This window comes from Nocardia sp. NPDC004711 (assembly GCF_053601595.1).
In genome coordinates, this window is sequence record NZ_JBSGCB010000048.1 from 45,387 (window position 1) to 67,925 (window position 22,539).

General features: G+C 70.0%; 15 protein-coding genes and 2 pseudogenes. 13 read left to right on the forward strand and 4 right to left on the reverse strand.

All coding sequences use genetic code 11. The features are described from left to right. The 6 genes and pseudogenes from ACWEKS_RS36690 to ACWEKS_RS36715 form a co-directional block, all read left to right on the forward strand. Positions 1-2,406, forward strand: a complete 2,406-nt coding sequence (locus tag ACWEKS_RS36690; protein WP_452344348.1) for an SAV_2336 N-terminal domain-related protein — start codon at positions 1-3, stop codon at positions 2,404-2,406. Next, positions 2,403-4,118, forward strand: coding sequence for a chloride channel protein (locus tag ACWEKS_RS36695; RefSeq protein ID WP_452344349.1), 1,716 nt, complete (start codon positions 2,403-2,405; stop codon positions 4,116-4,118). Before ACWEKS_RS36690 ends, ACWEKS_RS36695 begins: the two co-directional genes overlap by 4 nt. A gap of 97 nt (positions 4,119-4,215) precedes the next feature. After that, positions 4,216-5,454 carry an aKG-HExxH-type peptide beta-hydroxylase gene (locus tag ACWEKS_RS36700; protein ID WP_452344350.1) on the forward strand — a complete coding sequence of 413 codons (1,239 nt, stop codon included), beginning with the start codon at positions 4,216-4,218 and terminating at the stop codon, positions 5,452-5,454. Positions 5,455-5,460: 6 nt separating this feature from the next. Next, entirely contained in the window at positions 5,461-8,502 is a 3,042-nt protein-coding gene (gene fxsT, locus ACWEKS_RS36705) for an FxSxx-COOH system tetratricopeptide repeat protein (protein WP_452344351.1), read from the forward strand. Positions 8,503-8,575: 73 nt separating this feature from the next. Then, positions 8,576-9,685 (forward strand): 23S rRNA (adenine(2503)-C(2))-methyltransferase RlmN, encoded by a 1,110-nt coding sequence (gene rlmN, locus ACWEKS_RS36710; RefSeq protein ID WP_452344352.1) that lies wholly within the window; start codon positions 8,576-8,578, stop codon positions 9,683-9,685. Between the two features lie 91 nt (positions 9,686-9,776). Beyond that, positions 9,777-10,369 (forward strand): annotated as a pseudogene (locus tag ACWEKS_RS36715) (23S rRNA (adenine(2503)-C(2))-methyltransferase RlmN); the annotation flags it as partial. Here the strand turns inward: ACWEKS_RS36715 and ACWEKS_RS36720 are convergent. After that, positions 10,325-10,789, reverse strand: a pseudogene (locus ACWEKS_RS36720) (PadR family transcriptional regulator); the annotation flags it as partial. The pseudogenes ACWEKS_RS36715 and ACWEKS_RS36720 sit on opposite strands and share 45 nt — an antisense overlap. A gap of 64 nt (positions 10,790-10,853) precedes the next feature. Here ACWEKS_RS36720 and ACWEKS_RS36725 point away from each other — a divergent pair. Continuing rightward, on the forward strand, positions 10,854-11,249 hold the full coding sequence (locus ACWEKS_RS36725) for a VOC family protein (RefSeq protein WP_452344353.1): 396 nt from the start codon (positions 10,854-10,856) through the stop codon (positions 11,247-11,249). Positions 11,250-11,552: 303 nt separating this feature from the next. Here the strand turns inward: ACWEKS_RS36725 and ACWEKS_RS36730 are convergent, their stop codons facing one another. Then, a complete protein-coding gene (locus ACWEKS_RS36730) occupies positions 11,553-13,712 on the reverse strand; it encodes a glycosyl hydrolase family 65 protein (protein ID WP_452344354.1) in 2,160 nt (719 codons plus the stop codon). Positions 13,713-14,113: 401 nt separating this feature from the next. Between ACWEKS_RS36730 and ACWEKS_RS36735 the strand changes: the two genes are divergently transcribed. From ACWEKS_RS36735 to ACWEKS_RS36750, 4 genes are all read left to right on the forward strand, one after another. Next, on the forward strand, positions 14,114-14,323 hold the full coding sequence (locus tag ACWEKS_RS36735; protein ID WP_452344372.1) for a cupin domain-containing protein: 210 nt from the start codon (positions 14,114-14,116) through the stop codon (positions 14,321-14,323). 249 nt (positions 14,324-14,572) lie between these two features. Continuing rightward, positions 14,573-14,788 (forward strand): hypothetical protein, encoded by a 216-nt coding sequence (locus ACWEKS_RS36740; protein ID WP_452344355.1) that lies wholly within the window; start codon positions 14,573-14,575, stop codon positions 14,786-14,788. 47 nt (positions 14,789-14,835) lie between these two features. Further along, on the forward strand, positions 14,836-18,321 hold the full coding sequence (locus tag ACWEKS_RS36745) for a protein kinase domain-containing protein (protein ID WP_452344356.1): 3,486 nt from the start codon (positions 14,836-14,838) through the stop codon (positions 18,319-18,321). Positions 18,322-18,363: 42 nt separating this feature from the next. After that, positions 18,364-19,527, forward strand: coding sequence for a low temperature requirement protein A (locus tag ACWEKS_RS36750; protein ID WP_452344357.1), 1,164 nt, complete (start codon positions 18,364-18,366; stop codon positions 19,525-19,527). Here the strand turns inward: ACWEKS_RS36750 and ACWEKS_RS36755 are convergent. Both ACWEKS_RS36755 and ACWEKS_RS36760 read right to left on the reverse strand, forming a co-directional pair. Next, positions 19,524-19,952, reverse strand: coding sequence for a hypothetical protein (locus ACWEKS_RS36755; protein WP_452344358.1), 429 nt, complete (start codon positions 19,950-19,952; stop codon positions 19,524-19,526). The two genes, ACWEKS_RS36750 and ACWEKS_RS36755, sit on opposite strands and share 4 nt — an antisense overlap. A 2-nt stretch (positions 19,953-19,954) precedes the next feature. Beyond that, positions 19,955-21,286 (reverse strand): hypothetical protein, encoded by a 1,332-nt coding sequence (locus ACWEKS_RS36760; RefSeq protein WP_452344359.1) that lies wholly within the window; start codon positions 21,284-21,286, stop codon positions 19,955-19,957. A 75-nt stretch (positions 21,287-21,361) separates the two neighbouring features. On the opposite strand from ACWEKS_RS36760, the gene ACWEKS_RS36765 reads away from it, so the two are divergent. After that, on the forward strand, positions 21,362-21,910 hold the full coding sequence (locus tag ACWEKS_RS36765) for a helix-turn-helix domain-containing protein (protein ID WP_452344360.1): 549 nt from the start codon (positions 21,362-21,364) through the stop codon (positions 21,908-21,910). Between the two features lie 87 nt (positions 21,911-21,997). Further along, positions 21,998-22,468, forward strand: a complete 471-nt coding sequence (locus ACWEKS_RS36770) for a hypothetical protein (RefSeq protein WP_452344361.1) — start codon at positions 21,998-22,000, stop codon at positions 22,466-22,468. Positions 22,469-22,539 lie beyond the last annotated feature (71 nt).

Consider the following 22,539-nt stretch of genomic DNA (forward strand, 5'->3'; position numbering starts at 1 on the left):
GTGGGAAGCCTGTCCGAACTGCTGGAGGCTCTGCGCGGGCTGGAGATGGACCCCGACCAGGTCGCCGAGGCGCTCTGGCTCGCCAAGCACATCGAGGATCAGCCCGCGGCCGCGACACCGTCGCTATTGCCGGCGGCCGAAGTACCCGAGTCCGAGCCCATCTCGCCGATTGCGGCCCTGTCGCCGCCGGACCTGCCGGTGGCGCCCCGGGCCGCGCCCGCCGCGCCACCCGGCCGCACCTACGGCTGGCCCTTCCGCGCGGAGATCGAGGTCTCCGCACCCGCACCGCTGGATTCGGAACTGCGGCTGCTGGGCGAATTCCGCCCGCTCGGACAACGACTCCCGGATCCCGACCAGCGCGAGTTCGACGAGGAAGCGACGGTGCAGCGCAGCGCGAGCACGGGCGTGGCCTGGCCGGTCACCCGCCCGGCGCTGGTGCGCCGGCGCGAGGCCGCGCTGGTGTTCGACCGGCATCCGTCCATGGTCGCCTGGGGCGGCCTGGCCCGCGCGGTGCGAGAGATGGTGGAGAAGGTCGGTTTTCGCCAGGTGCGGGTCTGGTATCTGGACGAGGACGCCGCGGGCGCGCTCCGATTGGCCACGGGCGCACGGGAACCCGCGGACCGGGCGCTGTCGGAGCTCCACGACGCCTCGGGTAGCCGGGTAATCATGGTCTTCAGCGCCTGCCTGGGTGACGCGTGGCAGTGGGGCACGGTCGCTGCCGAACTGCAGCAGCTGGCCAAGGTGTCCCCGGTGGCGGTCATCCAGCCGCTGCCCAGCAGCATCTGGAGTAGGACCGGTCTGAACTGGGAGCAGGGCCGAATAACTCCGGTGATCCCCAACCGTCCCTCGCCGCTGCGCGTGGTCGCGCCGGCGGGTTCCGGCCCGATGCCCGTCCCGGTGCTGGAGATGACGCCGGGCTGGATCGCGCCCTGGACCGACCTGCTCACCGGCCGCCGCCGGGCCGCCGGCTTCCCGCTGCTGAGCCGACCGGCGAGCGACCCGGACCGCTCGCGCACGCTCGCCGCCCGGCAGAACGCCGAACTCGGGGATCGTCCGCTGGAACGGGTGCGCCGCTTCCGTTCGGCCTCCTCACCGGACGCCTTCCGCCTGGCCGCCAGCCTGGCGCAGGTGCCGCTGCTGCTGCCGATCATGCGGCTGGTGCAGCGGGCGGTGCTGCCCGGCACCCGGGCGAGCGTGCTGGCCGAGGTGCTGGCGGGCGGCCTGATCGAGGAGGCCACCGAGACCTCCGCGCCGCCCTACACCATTCCCGAGGACAGCCGGGTGTTCGTCTTCCGGCAGGAGGTCGCGGCCATCCTGCGGGACGCCCTGCCGCGCAGCGAGGCGACCGGGGTGCTGAATGCCGTCTCGCAATTCATCGAGACGCATTATGACGTGCCCGGAAAGGTCTTCCGGGCCACCGTTTCCGAGCCCTCCTCCGGCGGTGGCGCGCCTTTCGCCTATCTGTCACCGGAAACCCTGCGGCGCATTGCCCCGAGCTTTCCCGATCCGCCCAGCGAACCGCCCGACGAGGACGACCGCCGCCGCTATGACGCGGTGCTCGGTGATGCCGTGGCAACGGTCGCGCTGGATGATCCGGATCTCGCGCTCACGCGGTGCCGGTACGCGCTGGCGTCGGTCCCGATGGGATATGCGCCGCGAATCACGGTGCTGCACAGCATGACAATGCTCTTGCGCGTCCGCTGGGAGCGTTTCGGCGACACCTCGGATCTGGACGAGGCGATCGCGGTGGCGAAAACCGCGCTCACCGAAATGCCCGACGCGGAGGACGATCCGGAATTCGTGGCCGAACTCGGCGGGTTGCTGTTCCGGCGGTATTCCGCGGTCGGCGGGGTGGACTTCCTGATCGATTCCACCCGGGTGCTCCGCATCGTGGCGGAGGCCGTGGACCCGCACGGCCTACTCGGTGTCCAGGTTTCCGAACAACTCGGTGACGCCCTGGTGCTGCGCTGTGAGGTGGCCGCCGAACCGCTGTACGCGTGGGAGGCGATCGATCGATACCGGGTGGCCGTCGAGGGCGCCGACGAGTCGCGCGGGCCGGTGCTGTTGCTCAAACTGGCGCGCGCACGGCTGGATGTCGTGGTGCTGTCCGCGTATCCGGACCCCACGGTGGCGGAGCAGCTGCTCGAAGACTTCCGTTATGCCGCACCAGAATTGACGAACGCCGGGACCGAACTGAATCAGGCGACGCACGAATTCGTGCGGCGGGTGGAGTCGGGCGCGGCCACCGGGCGGTTGGAAACCACCTTGATGTACCGACTGGCCGGGATTGTGCGGGCGGCCCTGCCGGACCTGATGGACTCGGCAGCCGAGCCCGGATCGGCACTGTCGGCAGTGCGGGCACTGCTGGAACTGGCACCGCCGGAAGCGGAGTCCAGCGGTCGATGACGGAGGTCGGCGCCCGACGGCGATCACGCTGGGGCATTCGCGTCGCGGCGCTGCTGATGGTGGCGGTGGCGGCCGGGCTCGGCGCGGTCGCGCTGCGCGGGGTGCTCGAATTCGCCACCCCGCGGCTGCTGGGCGCGGTCCTCGTGTTGCATCCTGTCGAGGGTGGGCTGTGGGAGCCGACGCAGGTCCTCGCCCATGACCGCCGAGTGGCTCTGCTGCCCGTCATGGTCGCGGCCGGAATGATACTGGCCGTGCTGATTTCGCGGTGCAACGGAACCTCGGTCGATCGCACCGACCGGACCCCGGTCGATCGCACCGACCGGACCCCGGTCGATCGCGCCGACCGGACCCCGGTCGATCGCACCGACCGGACCCCGGTCAATGGCACCGATGGTGTGATCGCCGCGATCAACGGGCGGGATCTGGCAGGTCTGGATACCCGTGGCGCGGTGGTGAAGCTGGCCGGGACCACCGTCACGCTGGGCGCGGGCGGGTCCGGCGGGACCGAGGGGCCGGTGGTGCAGGTGTCGGCATCGCTGGCAGCGGTGGTGGCGCGGCGGCTGCGATTATCGGAGGGGGAGAGCGGGCTGCTCGTGGCGGCCGCGATGGGGGCGGGTGTCGCCGCGTTGTTCCAGGCGCCGATCGGGGGCGCTCTGCTGGCCGGGGAACTGTTGCGCAGGCGCGGAATCGATTGGACGGCACTGATTGTCGCGATCCCCGCCGCCTTCGTCGCCTTCGGTGTCTTCGTCTCGGTGTACGGCTATCGGCCGTTGTTCGGCGCGCAACTCGGTGGTGCCGGGAGCTGGACCTCCCTGGCCTTGCTGGCGGCCACCGGGCTGAGCTGCGGCCTGCTGGCCCGTGTGTACGTGTGGACCTTCGGGAGCACCGGGCGGGTGCTGGCTCCGCTGCGCCGGTGGCCGATAATTGCCGCAGCCGTGGGCGGCGCGGCAGTGGGTGCCGTTGGCATCGTTGTTCCCATGACCCTCGGGACGGGCTACGGCTCGGTGGCCGCCGAACTGTCGGAGGTCCGGGTCGCGGCAATTCCCCTGTGGGTCTTGGCGATACTGCCGCTGGTCAAGATTGCCGCCACCGCCGTGACGTTGCAGTCGGGCGGCGTGGGCGGTGTGTTCGGACCGGCGATGGTGATCGGCGCTTCGGCCGGGGCGCTGTGCTGGCGGCTCGCGGTGGTCGCCGGCGCGCACCCGGGCCCGGTCGCGCTGTTCGCCCTGACCGGTCTGGCGGCCACCCTCGGTCCCGCGGTGCGCGCGCCCTGGGCCGCGCTCCTCCTCGCCACCGAGGCGAGCGGAAACCTGCTGCCGCCCCTCGGCATGCTCATCGCTGTCGCCGTGGCCTACCGGTGCGCAGGCGGCGCCACGCTGTTCCCGAGTCAGTTGAATGCTCAATTTCCCAGGCGCTACCGGCAATTGGAGGTTTCGGTTATGTTGAAATCAGCCGCCGGTGTCAACAGAAGGTGGGTGGATCGCATGTTCGGCGGGGTCTGGTCGCGACACCGGAAGCGGTCGGATCCGCCCGGGGGAGGTTGTGCGATGGAGCCTGAGACGGCGCGTGGTGTTCCCGATTTGTCCGATATTTCGCTGGATGTGCTGGCTCGTTCCGACCGGCCGGATATCGGGCAGGCACTGCGGATCGCCTTGGCGCGCAGGGCATCCGCCGGGATCATCTTCGCGGGGCACAGCGCGGGTGGCGCATGAAGCGGCACAGCGCGGGTGGCGCATGAAGCGGCACAGCGCGGGTGGCGCATGAAGGGGCGCAGCGCGGGTGGCGCGTGACAGCGCGGCGGATCGGGTCATGAGGTCCCGATTGGGCTGCGGCACAGAGCAGCTGGCGACCCTGACGGTACCGGCGGACCAGATCGACGCCCTGGCACGGCTGTCCGACGAGCCGAGCACCCTGGGCCTGCTGCAGCGATCCCGGCTCAGCCGGAACCTGGCCTTCCTGGCCGCCATCGTCCGCGCACCCGTGGCCGATGACGCGGTGCGCACCGCATTCGGGCTGCTGGCCGAGATGCAGCGCAAGCACCCCGACGCGGTGCGGAATACCCTGCAGCACCCGCGATTCGGGGCCTGGGCCGCGGTGTGCGCCGCGGCGCTCACGGCCGGCGGGGCGGACCGGGGCGCCGATGCGGTGCCCGCCGCACACCTGGCCTCGTTCGCCGCGGCGGCCGCGGTCCGGACGGGGACGCCGTTCGACCTGTGGTTGCCGGCGAGCGGGGACGCCGTCGTGGTGCCGGGACTGGGCTGCTGGACCGGCCCGGCCGCGGACCCGGCCCGGGTGCGTGCCACCGGTTCGACGACGCCACCCGAGATCGGACAGCCGTGGACGTCGGTGCGGCGGTTGGCCGCTCGCCTACCGGACGGTGTGGTCACCGTGGAGTTCGACGACCTGCCGCCGACACCCGCCGCCTGGCCGGACCTCGCGCCCGCCGATCCGCGGCATCGGTGGCAGCCCTGCCCGGAGTCCGAATTCGACGGCTGGCAGCGATTGTTCGAACCCGCGCTGGAGCTGCTCTGGCAGACCGTGCCCGAGCTGGCCGGACCGCTGTGCCGGGGCATGCGGGCGATCATGCCGCGGTCGCAGGGCTCGTCCAGCTTCGTCAGCTCCACGCTGGCCGACTCCTTCGGCGCGGCCGCCATGGTGCGGCCGCCGGACGAGCTGGCCGCCGCGACCGCACTGCTGCACGAATTCCAGCACTCGAAGCTGTGCGCGCTGATGGAGGTCGTGCCGCTCATCGCCGTCGAGGGCGCGGCCGATCTGCCCTCGCCGTGGCGGCGGGAGCCGCGGCCGGCCAGCGCTGTGCTGCACGGCATCTACGCGCATCTGGCGGTGGCGCGACTGCATGCGCGGGCGTCCCGGCAGGAGGGCTACCACGTCGACGGCGTCCTGGTGCGCGCGCAGACCCTCGACGCCTGCGACACCCTGCTGCACTCGGATCGGTTGACCCCGACCGGTCACCGCTTCGTCCAGCTCATGCGACACACCGCACTTCACGACGGCCGCACCGCGGCCACGAACCGGCGAACGGAGTAGCGACCCTTGGCATCGATTCCGCCGCAACCGATTCCGGCCGACCAGCCGATCGTGATTGTGCACGCGCCCGAGGACGCGGTCTGGGGGCTGTGGATTCAGCAGGTGTGCGCGGGTGTCGGACTCGACGTCCGCACCCGGCGGCTGAACGGGACCGATCCCGCCGAGCCGGCCGGCACGGTGGTGCTGGTGGTCAGCGTGAACTTCATCCGGGCGGCCGGGTTCTCGCAGCAGGATTGGGCACGGCTGGCCGATCGGGCGGGCGTGCTCGCCGTCCTGGTCGGCGCCGCCGATGTACCCGCCGACGCGGACCGCATACCGGTGGTCAACCTCCGCGTGCTGCCCAGTGCGCAGCAGGCGCGGGCGCGAGTCCTGCACGCGCTCGGCCACACGGCGTCCGAGACCGTGCCGGAGACCCTGCGGCAGGCCGGCCGATTGCAGGTGCGCTACCCGCGGGAGCAGATGTACCCCGGGTATCAATCCATGACCATGCCCCAGTACCAGGCGGATTGGTTCTTCGGCCGCGAACAGGAGATGGAGGACATCCGCGCCCGGCTGGACGCCGAGAACGTCGTGGTGCTGACCGGCCGGCCCGGCAGCGGCAAGACCTGGCTGGCCGCCGCGTACGTGCACCGCTTCCGGTCGCAATACGATCTGATCGCGTGGATCCCCGGTGAGAACGGCGCGGTGCTGCGCGCCGAGCTGGGCAAGCTGGCCGAGCCGCTCGGCCTGCCGGACTCGCTGCCGCGGGAGACCCTGCACCTGGATGTGGTGCAGGCGCTGCGGACCCTCGGCAAGCGCTACCTGATCATCTACGACAATGTGACGCCGGACCGGTACCGGGCCGCGGGCGAGCGGTTTCCCTTGCCGCGCAAGCCCGCACGCCTGTCCGAGGTGATCCCGTGGGACGGTCCCGGCCATGTGCTGCTGACGTCGAAGGCCCGCGATTGGGACGAGCCGCGGCCGATCACGGTGCCGCGCTTCTCGGAGCAGGAGGGCATCGACTTCCTGCAGCGGCACGTCCGGGCGCTCCCGGACGATCTGGCCAAGGGATTGAGCGCGGCCGTCGACGGCAGCCCGGTGCTGCTGAACGCGCTCGCGCACCGCGGGGCGGGCGGCGCCGACGTCATCGACGACACCTTCGTGCGCTCGGTGGCCGACAAACCGTTCCCGGTGCTGGCGGGCGGGTTGTACCGGCAGGCGGCGCTGATCTTCGGCGGCGTGGTGCAACCGCTGATCGAATCCCCGGTGGGCAGTGACGAATGGGCCGCCGGCCGGCTGCTGCAATTGCTCACCGCGTTCCAGGAGGGGCAGCCGATCCCGTTGGCGCTGTTGATCTCCCAGCTACCCGGGACCGAGCGGCGACCGGGGCGCCGGCTGCCCGCGCCACTGCGGGACGCGCTGATCACCGAACACCGCCGCCGGAACGTGCTCACCCTCGCGACGCGGGATTCGGTGGCCGACGTCTGCCGCGATCCGTTCACCGATCGCGGCCAGGCGTTGAAGATTCACGCCGTGCCGTGGCACGGCATCCGGGACTATCTGAGCGCGCCCGTCGTCGAGGAGAACCGGCACGTCGTGCACGGCATGCTGTGCGATGCCGACCCGCAGCGCACGGATCTGCCCGCGCTCTGGCAGCGGTACCTGTGGCTGTGGCAGCAGCTCGACTGCTCCGAGGCGCTGACCTGCCGGCAGGTGGCGGATCCGCAGGGCACCTGTGCGCAGCTGCCCGCGCTGATCCAGCACGTGGTGGACGCGCTCGGTGTGCAGGGCGAATTGACCGCCGCCGCGGGGCTCGGCCTGCGGGCCGCGGAAAGCTACTCGGAGCTGCTGGGTCCCGACCACATCGGCGTGGTCCGCATCCGGGTCGTCACCGGAAATGCGCTGTGGCAGCTGGGCCGTTCGGCCGAGGCCCGCGATGTGGCGGCGGCTGCCCGGGCCGGTGTGGAACGGCAGCGCGAGCGGTATCCGGAGGAACACGTGTGGTCCAGCGATCTGCTGGCCGCCTGCATGCGCACGTCCGGGGACTGGGCCGGAGCGGTCGAGGTCAACGAGGAGTCGTTCCGGTGGGCGCGAGATCATCTGGGCGACAGTCATATCGAGACCATTCGCGCCGAGCACAACCTCGCCGTGGCCTACCGGATGGTCGGCCGCTTCGCCGATGCCATGGACGCCGATGTCGCGAACTACGACCGGTTCCGCAACGATCCGCTGCTGGCCTCCGAAGCGGTCCTGAAGTTGCACTGCGTCAACAATGTTGCGCGCAACCACCGCGAGCTGGGTGACGTCGAGGCGTCCGTGGTGCTGCAGGAGCAGGTGCTGCGGGATTTCGTCCAGCTGTTCGAGAATCCGCGGCAGCAGCACATTCTGCGGGCTCGCAAGAACCTCGCCGTGTCCTACCGCAAGTCCGGGCGGTACGCGCAGGCGCTGGAGATGCAGTGCGCGGCGCTGGCCGACCATGTCGAGGTGTACGGGGAGGAGCATCCCGAATCCGTCGCCGCCCGAACGAATGTCGCCAATGACTACCGGATGACCGGGGATCCCGGTGCGGCGTTGCGGTACGCGGCCGAGGCGTACCGGATCTGCCGGGCGGTGCGGCCGGATCATCCGTACACCGCCGCGTGCGCGGTCAACCACGCGGCGGCGCTGCGGACGCTCGGGCGGTACGACGAAGCGCTGCAGGCGGATCTGGAAGGGGTGCGGATCTTCCTGGACCGGCTGGGGCCCGATCATCCGTACACCCTCGCCGCCCAGACCGACGTGGCCTCGGATCTGGCCGGACTGGGACGCGCGGCCGAGGCCGGCGAACTCGGGGCAGACACCCTGGCGCGGCTGCGGCGGGCGCGCGGCGGCTGGCATCCCTACACCCTGCAGTGCGCGCTCAACCTCAGTCTGGATTGGCGCGCGCTGGGCCGCATCGAGGCCGCTGACGACCTGGAACAGGACACCCTGGAGGCCTACGCGGCCACCCTCGGCCCCGATCATCCGGAATCGCGGGCGGCCGCCGCCCGGATGCGGGGCACCTGTGACGTGGAGCCGCCGCCCATGTGATCGCGCTCACTGTGAGGAACGCGATTCCCCCGGACGGCGTCGGCCCGCCGGGGGATGGGACACTGGAACGGTTATGACTACCCCCTTGCCCCTCGTTTTCGACGCCCCTCGTCGTGGTATGCCGCCGCGGCATCTCGCCGACCTCGATTCGCAGGAGCGCAAGACGGTGGTCGAGGAGCTCGGCCTGCCGAAGTTCCGCGCCGATCAGATCGCACGGCAGTACTACGGACGGCTGGTCGCCGACCCGGCCCAGATGACCGATCTGCCGGAGGCCATGCGGGCCACCGTCGCCGAGGCGCTGTTCCCGCCGCTGCTCACCGAGGTCCGGCACATCGAATGTGACGACGGGACCACCCGCAAATCCCTGTGGCGGGCGAACGACGGCACGCTGCTCGAGTCGGTGCTGATGCGCTATCCCGACCGCAACACCCTGTGCATCTCCTCGCAGGCGGGTTGCGGCATGGCGTGCCCCTTCTGCGCCACCGGCCAGGGCGGCCTGAACCGCAACCTGTCCACCGCCGAAATCGTCGACCAGGTCCGCGCCGCCGCGGCCGCCCTGCGCGACGGCGAGGTCGCCGGCGGCCCCGGCCGCCTGTCCAACATCGTGTTCATGGGCATGGGCGAGCCGCTGGCCAACTACAAGCGCGTGGTGAACGCGGTCCGCCGCATCACTTCCCCCTCACCCGAGGGTTTCGGCATCTCCCAGCGCTCGGTCACCGTCTCCACGGTCGGCCTGGCCCCCGCCATCCGCAAGCTCGCCGACGAGAACATGTCGGTGAGACTCGCTGTCTCCCTCCACACTCCGGACGACGAGTTGCGAGACACCTTGGTACCGGTCAACAATCGCTGGCCGGTCGCCGAAGTCCTGGACGCCGCCCGCTATTACGCCGACAAGTCCGGCCGCCGAGTCTCCATCGAATACGCCTTGATCCGCGACATCAACGATCAGGGTTGGCGAGCCGACATGCTGGGCAAGAAACTCCACAAGGCCCTGGGCCCCCTGGTCCATGTCAACCTGATCCCCCTGAACCCGACCCCGGGCAGCGAGTGGGACGCCAGCCCGAAGCCGACCCAGGACGAGTTCGTCCGCCGCGTCCATGCCCAGGGCGTAACCTGCACCGTCCGCGACACCCGCGGCCAGGAAATCGCCGCCGCCTGCGGCCAACTCGCAGCCGAGGGCTGACAGGTCGAAGGGCGCCGCTGCCCCGCTTGGACTGATCCGCGCAGCCTCAGCGGACGTGGCGCGTCGCCGCTGGTCCTCGCCTTGTAAGAAGGTGGGCATGGGCGAGCCGCTGGCCAACTACAAGCGCGCGGTGAACGCGGTCCGCCGCATCACCTCTCCCGCCCCCGACGGCCTCGGCATCTCCCCTCGCAATGTGGTGGTCTCGACCGTCGGCCTGGCCCCGGCCATGCGCAAGCTCGCCGACGAGGACCTCTCGGTGACTTTGGCTGTCTCCCCGCACACTCCCGACGACGAACTCCGAGACACCTTGGTGCCGGCCAACAACCGCTGGCCGGTTGCCGAAATCCTGGATGCCGCACGGTATTACGCGGACAGGGATGCGCGGGGGCAGGAGATCGCAGCGGCGTGCGGCCAGCTTGCCGCCGGGGGATAGCCCCGCTCCAAAGTTTCCGGCGGGACAGTTGGTGGCCGAAGGATGGTCTCGGCGGTGCGGCCGGTTCGTCACACCGAATCCGAGAACGCGTCCGGCGGGACCCGGGCGCCGGCCTCGAGGGTCGTGCCGGTCCAGTGGGCGGTCTCCTGTTCCGCCCACCGGGCCCAGCGGAGCATGAATTCGTTCTGCTCGCGCAGGAAGCGGGCGCTCAATGCGATGACCGGGAGCCGCTCGGGGTAGGGACCGCCGCTCTCCTGGTATTCGGCCATCCGGTCGGCGACGGCTGCCATCCGGAACTCGGCCTCGGCCCTGATCCGGGCGATGTTGGCGCGGAGCTGGTCGAGGTTGCCGTGGTCGGCGAACGCCACCTTGAGCAGCCCTTCGAACTCCAGGACCGGACCGGCTCCCGGCACGTCCAACCACTCCCGCAACGTCTGCCGCCCCGCCTCGGTGATCTCGTACACCGTGCTCTTGCGGCGGCCGGTGAACTCGGCGCGGCTCACCGCAAGGCCGTGCTCCACCAGCTTCTTGGGTTCCTCGTAGAGGACGCTGCCCGCGCGTGGCCACATGGCGCGCAGGCTCCGGTCCATCTGCTGTTTGAGCTCGTAGGTTGTCCACGGACGGACGGCCAGCAGGGACAGGATCGCATACGACGTGGTAGTCGGCGTCATACCTTGTCACGATACTCCGTTCCGGAGTATTCTAATGCTCCGTTTCGGAGTATTGGAGTGAGTCTTGTCCCCTCAGATCACCGGTATTTCCCACCTGTCGCTGTCGGTCCGTGACCGCGACGCCAGCGTCGCCTGGTACGGCGACCTCCTCGGATTCCAGCCGCTCACCACGCTCGACTGCGACGACTTCCTGGAGACCATCTGCATGGACTCCAATGGCACCATTCTCGCGTTCCAGCAGCATCTCGCGGGCGGCTCGGGCTTCGACCCCAGCCGGAGCGGGCTCGATCACCTGGCCTTCGGGGTGAACAGCTCGGCTGCGCTGGAGGAGTGGTCCACCTTCCTGGACGAACGCGGCGTCACCTGGTCACCGGTGGCCGACACTCCGTTCGGCAAGGTTCTGTGCTTCCGCGACCCCGACGGCCTGCAGCTCGAGCTGTTTGCGGTGGCTGGGACCTGACCTTTCGTAAGCTGTCGAGCAACACCGGGGAGCAAGTGGGATGGCCGCCGAGGGGTGGCAATCAAAGCTTGTGAGATCGCGGCGGGCAAGACATGCCGGACCGGCAATTGGTCGATCGTGCGCCCGGGTGGGTGGTAGATCGCCCGGGTCTCGGCAGTGGAATCGCCGCGCGCTCGGCGGCACTGTCCGTCCTGCCAGGAAGGGACCCCGAGAGACAACAAGCATAGTGGCAGCCCTGCACGGGTATTCCGCCTGCTGTCTCTGCGGGGGCGCGTCGCCCGGTTCGAGGCGGCTGTTCGAGTGCTATTGGTCGGCTCGTCGTGTTGGCAGGGTCAACGGCGCCGCCGAGGTGACAGTGTATGTGCCGGTGGGTGTTTCGAGAGTGATCGGATCACCGGCGGTCACTTCGACAGTGGAGATTTCGGGTTGGATCCGCAGGGTGAGGGTGCTGCCTCGGATGGAGAGGTTCCTGATGGTGAGACCGTCCGGGAATCCGCTGGGCAGCATGGGGTCCAGGCGAGGGCCGGTGTCGGTCCAGCGTAATCCGGAGGGGGCGTACAGCATTGCTTGCAGGAATCCCGCTGCGCCGGTGACGAAGATCCACGCGGGTTGTCCGATGGTGTTGGCGCCGGAGCGGTCCCCGCGCGCCTCGGATTGGAAATGGTAGGGATCGCGGACATACGGCTGGACAGACCGGTCGAGGAATTCCTGAGTGCGGCCCGGATCATATTGTGCGGCGATGATGGCTCCGATGCTGTTGCTCATGTTCGGGCCGTCGGGATCGGTGCGGTCGAAGTAGTAGCGGTAGGTATCGACCGCCGAGTATCCCGGTGCGGTGTAGGAGAACGGGTAGCTCAGCAGCACGGTGTCGGCTTGTTTGATCTGTGTGCCTTGATATCCGAGGTATTCCGCAGGAACGCCGGGAGCGATGTCGGGAGGCATGGCCATGTTCGCGGCGATGTCGGCCCAGCGCGGGTCCACGGGAAGCCCGGACAGTTGTGCGGCAGCAGCGGCAGTACGCATGGTGTTGACCACACCGGCGTTCGTAACGGCATTGTCGATGGAGACGGCGGCATACTCGTCGGGCCCACCGACCGGTGCGTAATGGTAGTGACCGTCGAGCAGTTTCGGGCCGACGCGCACGGTGAGGTAGTCGGCGATCGCGGTGATCACCGGCGCGCCACCGGTGCACAGCCATGCCAGATCCGCGGTGGCCAGGTAGTACTGCCATTGGGCGAGCACGATGTCGTTGGCCAGATGTTCTTCGCTCAGCCCGCACACCACCGGGCTCCCGCAGCGCTGTGCGGGACCATCGTTCCACGGATACACCGCACCGGGCAGCCCGTAGGCGTGTGCGTTGGCGCGGGCCTGCGGTAGCGCGGCGACCCGGAAGTCGACAATGGTGCGCGCCAACGCCGGGTAGAGGGCAAGCAGCATGGGAAAGACGAAGGTGTCGGCGTCCCAGAAAGTCATGCCCGCGTAATCGGTGGAGGACAGGCCCGCCGGTTGCACCGACCAGTGTTCGCCTTCGCGCACGCTGGACAACACCGAGTACAGCGCGGCCCGGAGCCAGAGGCGGTAATCCTCGCGTCCGGGAACCTCGATCGCGGGCTGCCACAGGGTGTTCCATGCGGCGACATGATCAGTGTGCTCTGCCGCGTAGCCGCGTTCGAGGCCGCGCTGGGATGCCGCGGTGGCGATCGCCCGAGGGTCGGGGCCGTCGTCGGAGGAGGCGATGCCGACGTACTTGGTGAAGGTGTAGGGGTGACCGGCGGTCATCGAGGCGGTGAACCCCAGTCCGGCGGTGTTGGCCGCCGCCGGGATCGAGGTGGCAATCAGGTTGTCGGGGGTGTCGATAGTGGAGACCAGATAGGCTGTGCTGTCGGTGTTTTCGGCGCGCACGCCGACGGTGCTCTGTTTGCTCGCTGCGTCGCTAGAGGCCGTGACCGGGGTGACTCGGCGGGCTGCGGCGCCGTCGATGAGATCGGTGATGTCGAGCTGCCCGGAGTAGTGCGGGGTGACGGTGAGCTTTTGAATCGCGAGGTTCGGTTCGGACCGGGAGATGAAGGTCTCGAACTCCAGATCCACGTGGTGCTCGGGGCTCGGCGACCAGGTCGCCTTGGTGGTGGCGGTCGCGTCGCGGTAGTTCAGACGCTGACTATAAGTGCCGACCGTCGCCGGATCGACATCTGCTTGATAGGTATTCCCGTCGGCGGCCACGGTCAGCCCCGACCACGCCGGCAGCGCCGCCAATGCCTGGGTGGATTGCAAGGAGGCGGCATCCGCGTAGAACCCGGCCAGATAGGTGCCCGTGTAGCGCGGCTCCTGCAATGGATACGAGGTGACGACTCCCGCGCCGTAGCCTTGGTACCCGGCTCCGCTGGGTGGGATCATCGCACCGATGCGGCCGTTGCCCAGAAACGGCGCCGCACGGAAATCGTTCGGAGAGAATACCTCCGCCATCGCCGACCATCCCTCGGAACCATCGGCCGTTTCGGCGCACGCTCGGCCGGAGAGCATCGTCGAGGCGAGTGCCGCACACATGAGCGTGGCTGTCGCGGCCCGGCCCATCCGCATCCGGCTCCGTCGGGCCGAGGCAGACCGAGCCGTCGGCACTGTCTTCACGCTCACGGCCATGAACCATCCTTGGTCTCGGGATTGTTTCGTGAACCTTGTGTCCAGCGGGAGTGTCGAAACCTTGCAATTCCCGAAAGGACCAGCGACGCGACCACCATACCCAGCGGTCGGACGGTAGCAGCGCTGCGGCGCGCCATCCCGCGTCCGCATGGAAGCGACGGTTCGGTCCGCTGCGACTGTGCCACCGGATAGTGTTGTCGCAGATCTGATTTACCCACGTCAAGCCGATCGCCGGCACGGGCAGCTGCCAGGCGACCCACGTCGGATACTGCGTGTCGGGACGGATGCGCATCCGGATGGACGACGGCACCGAACGCGAGATCGGCGCGGGCGATTTCATGATCTGCCCACCCGGACACGACGCCTGGACCGTCGGTGACGAACCATGCGTCCTCGTCGACCGGGCGGCAGCCGCCGACTACGCGCGTCGCCACTGATCCGCACAACCGCCCCCGCTCGGCAGCTCCCGGCGGGGGCGGAATCGTGTCATGGCCGTGGAGCTCTGCGCACTCCGTGACCGTCATCGGAACGGGGAAAGGGGATTTGGGGAGTGTGGGGCCGGAAGGTACGCCACGCTGTTCGGGCCCCGACTCCGCGGACTTCTTCCGGGCGCGCTGAACCACCGAGGGGTGCGAAGTCGCCGAACCGCCGCGGTACCGCATGGACCGTCCCCAGCATGGACGACCATGACAACGAAGCGGAATCGAAATGCCTCGGCGGCAACGCCCTTGAAGCGCGCGGCCGCGGCCGCGCGGTTGAACATCGCGGTCGGGGACCTGCCGGAACTGGGTTGCGGCTGGACCGTCGGGGAGGTGCTGCGGCTGCGGCGGGAACGGCCCGACTGGCTGACCGATGCGCGGCGCAGATTCACGCGGGCGGAGATCGGCGCGCGGTGGCGGTGATCGGCTTATGCTCGGGGTGACTGGCTCGTTCTCGTATCGGGGTCGCTGTGCCGCATGCCGATCCGTTTTCCACGCGCCGCGAAGAGACTCTCGGGTTCGCGGCGGAACTGGCGGCTGCCGGGTTCGGGGAGCCGGTCGAGGTGGGGCGCGGGGGATTCGGCGTGGTGTACCGCTGTTTTCAGCACGCGCTGGGGCGAACCGTGGCCATCAAGGTACTGACCGCGGACCTGGAATCCGAGAGCCTGGAACGGTTTGTGCGCGAGCAGCTCGCCATGGGGAAGCTCTCGGGGCATCCGAACATCGTGACGGTGTTCGAGGTCGGGTCCACCGACACCGGGCGGCCGTACATCGTGATGCCGTTCCACGCGCACGGGTCGCTCGATACCCGGATACAGCAGGGCGGTCCGGTCGAATGGCCGGAGGTGCTGCATCTCGGGGTCCGGCTGTCGGGGGCGTTGGAGACGGCGCATCGGCGGGGACTGCTGCACCGGGATGTGAAGCCCGGGAACATCCTGCTCACCGAGTACGGGGAGCCGCAGCTCGCCGATTTCGGAATCGCGCGGCTGACAGGCGGATTCGAGACGGCGGCGGGCACGATCACCGGGTCGCCCGCCTACACCGCGCCGGAGGTGCTGCAGGGGCAGGCCCCGGATGTGACCGCCGACGTCTACAGCCTGGCGGCGACCCTGTTCTGCGCGGCCACCGGGCACGCGGTGTTCGAACGGCGCAGCGGGGAACAGCTGGTCGCACAGTTCGTGCGGATCACCAGGCATCCGATGCCGGACCTGACCGGGGAGGGCCTGCCCGCCGACCTCACCGGGGCGATCGAGACGGCCATGTCGCGCGAGCGCTCCCAACGCCCCGGCTCCGCCGCCGAATTCGGTGCGGCGCTGCGGGATATCCAGCAACGGCACGGGCTGCCACCCGACGACATACCGATTCCGGCGCCCGCCGCGGAACCGCCACCGCCGACGGACCGGGCCCGGACCGTCGGCCGCACCACCCCGCCCCAGGCCGGGCGCCGGCGCTCCCGCATCACCACTGCCACGCCGCCGGTCCCGGCCACCCGGCTGCGCCCGCCCACCCTCACCCGGGTCCTGGTGGACCGCCCGCGCCTGCTCGACGCGCTGCGCTCGGGCAGCGACCGCCGGCTCGCGGTCGTCCACGGCCCCACCGGTTTCGGCAAGACCACCCTCGCCGCGCAATGGTGTGCGGCGGTCACCGCCGCCGGGGGATCGGTGGCCTGGCTGACCGTCGACAACGACGACGACAATGTGGTGTGGTTCCTCTCCCACCTGATCGAGGCGGTGCGCGCGGTCCGGCCCGCCCTGGCGCGCGAACTGGGCGAACTCCTCGAGGAACACGGCGACGAGGCCGGGCGCTTCGTCCTGACCTCGCTCATCAACGACATCGACCAGCGCGGTGAGCCGCTGACCGTGGTCATCGACGACTGGCATCGCGTGAGCGACCCGAATACCCAGGCCGCGCTGCGCTTCCTGATCGAGAGCTGCAGTCCGGTGCTGCGCATGCTGGTGACCAGCCGCCACCAGACCGGCCTGCCCATGACCTCCATGCGCGCCCGCGACGAACTGGTGGAAATCGACACCGCCGCACTGCGATTCACCGCCGGCGAGGCCTATGCCCTGCTGGTCGAGCTGGGCGGGCTGGAGCTGGACCGCGACGACGTGGCGGACCTCACCGAATCCACCGGCGGCTGGGTCGCGGCACTGCAACTGGCGGCGCTGTCGCTGCGCGGCAGTGACGATCCCGGGCAGCTGATCGGGCAGCTCACCGGACGTCATCACGCCATCGGCGAATTCCTCGCCGAGAACGTGCTGGAGGCCCTGGAACCCGGTGTACTCGACTTCATGGTGGCGACCTCGGTCACCGAACGCACCTGCGGCGAGCTGGCCGCCGCGCTCACCGGCGTGCCCGACGGGCAGGCCCTGCTGGAACGGATCGAGCAGCAGGACCTGTTCCTGCGCCGGGTCGACGGCGGCCCGTGGTTCCGCTACCACCAGCTGTTCCAGGACTTCCTGCGGCAGCGGCTCGAACACGGTCGGCCGGCGGAGATCGACCGCCTGCATCGCGCGGCCTCGGAGTGGTTCGCCGGGCACCGGCACGTGAGCGAGGCGGTCGACCACGCCCTGCTGGCCGGTGACGAGCAGCGTGCGGTCGAAATCGTGGAGCGCGACGGCATGTCGCTGCTCGAATACGGCCAGATGGCCAGCCTCATCGGCCTGGTGAACAAGCTGCCGCCGGCCGTCATCGAATCCCATCCGCGGCTGCAACTGGATCTGGCGTGGGCGAACATCCTGCTGCACCGGGCCGGTCCGGCCGAACGCGCGCTGTCCCTGGCGGAGCAGACGCTCGAGCGCGGCGGTCTCGACCCGCGGACCACGACCCGGCTGCGCGCCGAAGCGGGTGTGGTGCACGCGGTGGTGACGGTCCGCGCGGATGTGCTGACCGCGGTGGAGGATTGGCTCGCACCGTGTTTCGCGATGGCCGACGAGCTCTCACCGTATGTGGTGGCCATCGGTGCCAACTGCGCGAGTTTCGCCGCGGGTTACCGCTACGACTTCGAGGAGGCGACCCGCATCCAGGAGTGGTCGGCCCCGTACGTGCGCCGGAACAAGGGCTATTACAACAATGTTCACGGCCTGTGCTTTCTGGGCCTGGCCGCCAGCCTGCAACTCGACATTCCGCGTGCCGAGGAGTACTTCCGCAGCGCCCTGAAGATCGCCAAGCAATCCGGTGGCAGCCACTCCTATGGGGCTCGCCTGGCCGGATCGCTGCTCGGTGAACTGCTCTACGAGCGTGGCGAGGTCGCCGAGGCGGAGCGCCTGCTCGACGAGGGTTACAAACTCGGCGCCGATGCCGGTGTCGTCGACTTCAAACTGGCCCGCTATGTGGTCGGCGCCCGGGTGAAGGCGCTGCGCGGCGACCGCGCCGCCGCCATCCGCCGCCTGAACGAGGGTGCGCGCGTGGCCGATTCGATGTCGCTGCCCCGTCTGCGCGCCGAGGTCGAGAACGAGCGGCTGCGCCTGGGCCTGCCGCCGCACCCCGACTTCGGCCCGCTCGCGGTGGTCGACCACGCCCACCGCCGCACCCCGATCGACCCCATCGACGAATTCACCGTCCTGTACGAGGAATTCACCGCCATCCGCCTGCTGCTGGCCGAATCCGCCACCGAATCCCGGGAACTGGCCCGCACCTGGGCCCAGGAATGGGTCGACGAGCTCGAAGCCGTCCGCCGCCCCCGCGAACTCCTGAAGGCCCGCCGTCTGCTGGTCGCCTGCCTGGCCGCCACCGGCCGCACCGACGCCGCCAAGACCCTGCTCGCCACCGTCACCGCCCAGTGCGCCGAACACGGCTCGGTCCGCTACATCCTCGACGGCGGCCCGCACGTCGTCGCCACCCTCGCCGCCCTCGCCGCCGACCAGGCCGCCGGCCGCTGGCGCCCCGACTGGCCCGAGGTCCCACCCGCCTTCCTCCGCGCCCTGACGGAAGCCGATGCCGCCCAGACGATCTAGAGTGAACCCGCCGGATGCGGAGCTAGGCAGGGATTTACGGGTGTGACTGAACCTCTACACGAGGCGCACGAGCGGGCCAGTTGGGCCGAGTTGTTCTTCGATCTGGTGCTGGTGTTCGCGGTGACGCAGGCCGCGCACGTGGCGGTGGCGGGGCAGAGCTGGGGCGCGGTCGGGCAGACGGTGCTGCTGCTGGGCATCATGTGGTGGTCGTGGGTGGGGACCACGCTGGCCGTGCACGGGGTGGAGGATTCCAACCAGCAGCGGATATTCCTGTTCGCCTGCGGATTGTGCATGTTCGTCATCGCGATCACCGCGCCACACGCGTTCACCGGGCACGCGCAACCGCTGCTGCTGGCCGGCGCGCACCTGGCACTGCGGCTGCTGCTGTGGGGCGAGATGCAGCACAAGCGGGCGTTCTCGTCGGCGGGGACCTTCGGGAACTGGCTCAATCCGTTCACGGTGACCCTGGCGGCGGCGGTGCTCCTGGTGGTGGCCGCACTGGCGCCCGCGGGCGGAATGCGCAACGGGCTCTGGATCATCGCGGTGGCACTGGCCTTCGGCGGTCCGGCGCTGCTGGCGCGCCGCCTGGAGAAGGTCCAGTTCGGTGCGACCCATCTGCCCGAACGCTTCGCCACCTTCGTCATCATCGCGCTCGGCGAGACCGTCGCCTCGGTGGGTTCCCAAGCGGCGGACGCACATCTGGGCGTGGTGGCCTGGATCGCGGTGGTGCTGATCTTCGTGCTCGGCTGCGGTCTGTGGTGGCTGTACTTCGCCTACGGCTTCGCCGCGGTCGAGCATTCGCTGCGCACCAACCAGGTGCGCGGCACGGTCGTGCGGGATGTGCTCAGCTACGGGCACCTGCTGCTGGTGATCGGCCTGGTGCTGGTGGCGGTGGGCGCGCGCACCATGGTCGAGCATCCGACCGCGGTGGCGCACAGCGTGACCGGATATCTGCTGCCGCTGGGCGCCACCCTGTACGTGACCACCTTCCTGTTCACCCGCTGGCGCATGTTCGGCGCGGCCACCCTCGGCCGGTTCGTCACCGCGCTGGCGCTGGCGGTCCTGACCGCCGCCGCGCCGCTGCTACCGCAGATCGCGACGCTGGCCGCGACGACCGCGATCCTGGCCGGCCTCAACGCCTTCGAGTACTGGCTGGTGTCGACGGGACGGCCGCTGCTGCTCATGCGCCGCCCCCGGGTGAGCTAGCCGACCGGCACGATGGTGGCGTCGATGGTGTGGATGAGACCGTCACTGATCGCGAAGGTTTCGGTGATGTCCACCGTCACCAGCCGCACCCGCGCGACGCCGGAATCCAGCAGATACCGCGCCGTCACCACACCGTCCGCCTCGGTCAGGCGCAGGTTGTAGAAGCGCTGCACGAGCGAATACTGCGGCCCGTGCTCGAGGTCGTAGGTGAGCTGCGGCCCCGAGAAGCCAGTCTGCAGGCCCGCTTCGACCCGGGTCGCATCCGGCGCGAACGGCACCGCCGACGCGTCGTGGCTGACCAGCGCGTCGAGATAGGCGAGCGCGATGGCGGTGTCGCGGGTGTACATGGGTGCCGCGCCCGCGCTTCCGGAGGCGATACCGAGCGCGGCCGCCGCGCTCGCCGTCAACACTGCAACATGTCTCATTTTCATCCGCTGATGGTGGCTCGAGAGGCGGTGCCGCGCAAGCGTTTCCAGCGCTCGCCCAGGCGCGGCCGGACGGGTTCCGCGCCGAGCCAGTCGGCGATATCGCTGATCACCGCCGGATCGACATGGTGCGGTCGCAGGTAGCCGCTGGGTGTGGATGGTCCGGTACCGGAGCAGAGCATGTGGTCGACCGTGGGGTGGACACGAATGGTGACGTCGGGTCGCCCGGCCAGCCCGGCCTCCCACAGCGCCAGGTCCTCGTCGGCGGTGACCTGATAGTCGCGGCCACCCTGGATGAGCAGGATGGGTCTGTCCAAGGCGGCGGCGGTGGCGACCTGGTCGTAGTCCCGCAGGTCCAGCCAATACGATGCGGGCCAGTTGAACAACAGCTCCGCGGCCGGGGTTTCGGTTGACAGCGTGGGACTTTCGGTCCGAGCCGCCCGGGCACGCATGCTCTCCAGCAACTCGCCGATGTCCTGCTCGGGCTCGACCGTCGCGATGTGCCGCAGCGCGCGCAGGATCGACCGCGGCAGTGGCACGGTATCCCCGGCCAGCACCGCCACCCCGGCAATGCCCTGGTCGGCGGCCGCGATGCGCGGCGCGGCCTTGCCGCCGCCGCTGTGCCCGGCCACGAAGATCCGGGCCGAGTCGACCCCGGGCTCCCGGCGCAGCACCTCGACCGCCGCCAGGGCATGCGGCAGGTACTCCTCGACCATGGTGAACCCCGCCGCACTCTCGAATTCGCTGTGCGCGTGGGTCAATTTGTCGAAGCGCAGCACGGCGACACCGCGACTGGCGAGTCCCCACGCCAGGTCCTTGAACGGTTTGTTGGGTCCGGTGGTGAGGTCCCGGTCGGCAGGCCCGGAGGCCACCAGCACCACGGCGGGCCCGGTTCCGCTCCCGACCGGCAGGGTCAGCGTGGCGGATACCGCGGTAGCGCCCGCACCGAGGGTGACGTCCCGTTCGCGGAATCGGCGCGGTGCCGCGTAATCCGGTGGCGTCCAGCCGGATTCGGCCGGTGCGGCGAGCCGGAGCCCGTGCAGCCGGCCCGCCGCGTCCACCGCCAGGTGTACCGCGAGCGCACCCCGCTCGCAGGTGACCGGCACCTGCACCGACGTCAGCCCGTCGGCAGCGGGCCGGGTGACCGCGGCGCCGGCCGACCGGACCGCGCCGATCCTGGCGATCTCGCCGGTCCACCCGGTCCGGACGGTCTCCGTGGACACCACGGCCGCCAGTCGCGGCGCGAACAGCTCCGCCAGCTCGTCGAATCGTTCGTTCCGCAGCAGGTCGGCCACGGTGGCGGCCACGGTCTCGGGATCGATGTCAACGGTCATGTCCCCGAACCTCTCTCAATCAGTGCAACCATTCTTATGATTGAGAAAGGTAGCAGGCTATGAGAAGGTTGGGAAGTGGAGACCTTCGAGCTGCTGGCGCATCCGGCGCGGCTGCGTATCGTGCACGCCCTGCGCGGCGACCGCACCCTGACCACCGGCGACCTCTGCGCCCGCCTGCCGGACACCTCGAAAGCGACCGTGTACCGCCATGTCGACGCCCTCACCGCCGCCGGCATTCTCGAGGTCGCGGAAGAGCGGCGGGTGCGCGGCGCGGTCGAGCGTCGCTACCGGCTGCGTCAGGAGAACGCGGCCATCAGCGCCGAGGCCGCCGCCGCACTGCCCGCCGACGGCTACCGTCCGGTCTTCGCCCTCGCGATGGCCGTGCTCGTCGCCGAATTCAATGCCTACCTCGACGGCGAGAACGCGGATCCGGCAGCCGATCTCGTCGGTTTCCGCCAGCACGCGCTCTGGCTGAGCCGTGACGAACTCGAGCAGCTGATCGCGGAGCTGCGTGCAGCGATCCTGCCGCGCCTGGCCAACCAGCCCGGTCCCGGGCGCGACCAATACCTGTTGAGCCCCATCCTCTTCCCGATCGAACAGGCGCCCGCCGACCCGGCCGGCTGAATCAGCCTCCGACCTCGCCGAGCCGGCGGCGCAGGTAGGCGCGCTCGGCCTCGTTCGCGGTGAGATCGAGCGCGGCCCGGTATTCGCGTGCCGCGGCCTCATCGCGGCCCGAGCGGCGCAGCAGATCGGCGCGCGCGGCGGCGGCTGCCGGAACGCCTCGCCGACCTCATCGCACGCGGTGAACCCGGCGCGGCCGTGGAACTGATGCAGCTCGAGGGCATCGGCCTGCCGCCGGACGTGGTCGAGCAGGTGAATCACTCATCGGTCTGGCCGCACCTGGAAGCCATCGCCCAGACGGTGGTCTACGACGCCGCCATCTGCCGCCCGCCCAACCTGCCGACCCCCGCCATGGCCCGCCTCGACCTCGCGACCCTCGTGATCAGCAGCCCCGAATCCTGGCCCGGCGTCCGCTCCGCCGCCCGGGCGCTGCCCGCCGAACTCGCCCGCGCCCGCTATGTGGAGGTGCCGGGCGGCGCGGATCACGGCATCCCCGCCGAGGCCACCGCGAAGGTTCTCGACGCCTTCCTTGCGGAGGATCCGGCGAGCCGAGTGCGCTGACTCGCGCCGGCCATGGCCGGTCACCGGCCTGTCCGAGTGCTCACACTGTGCTGCTATTGCAGTTATTGCGC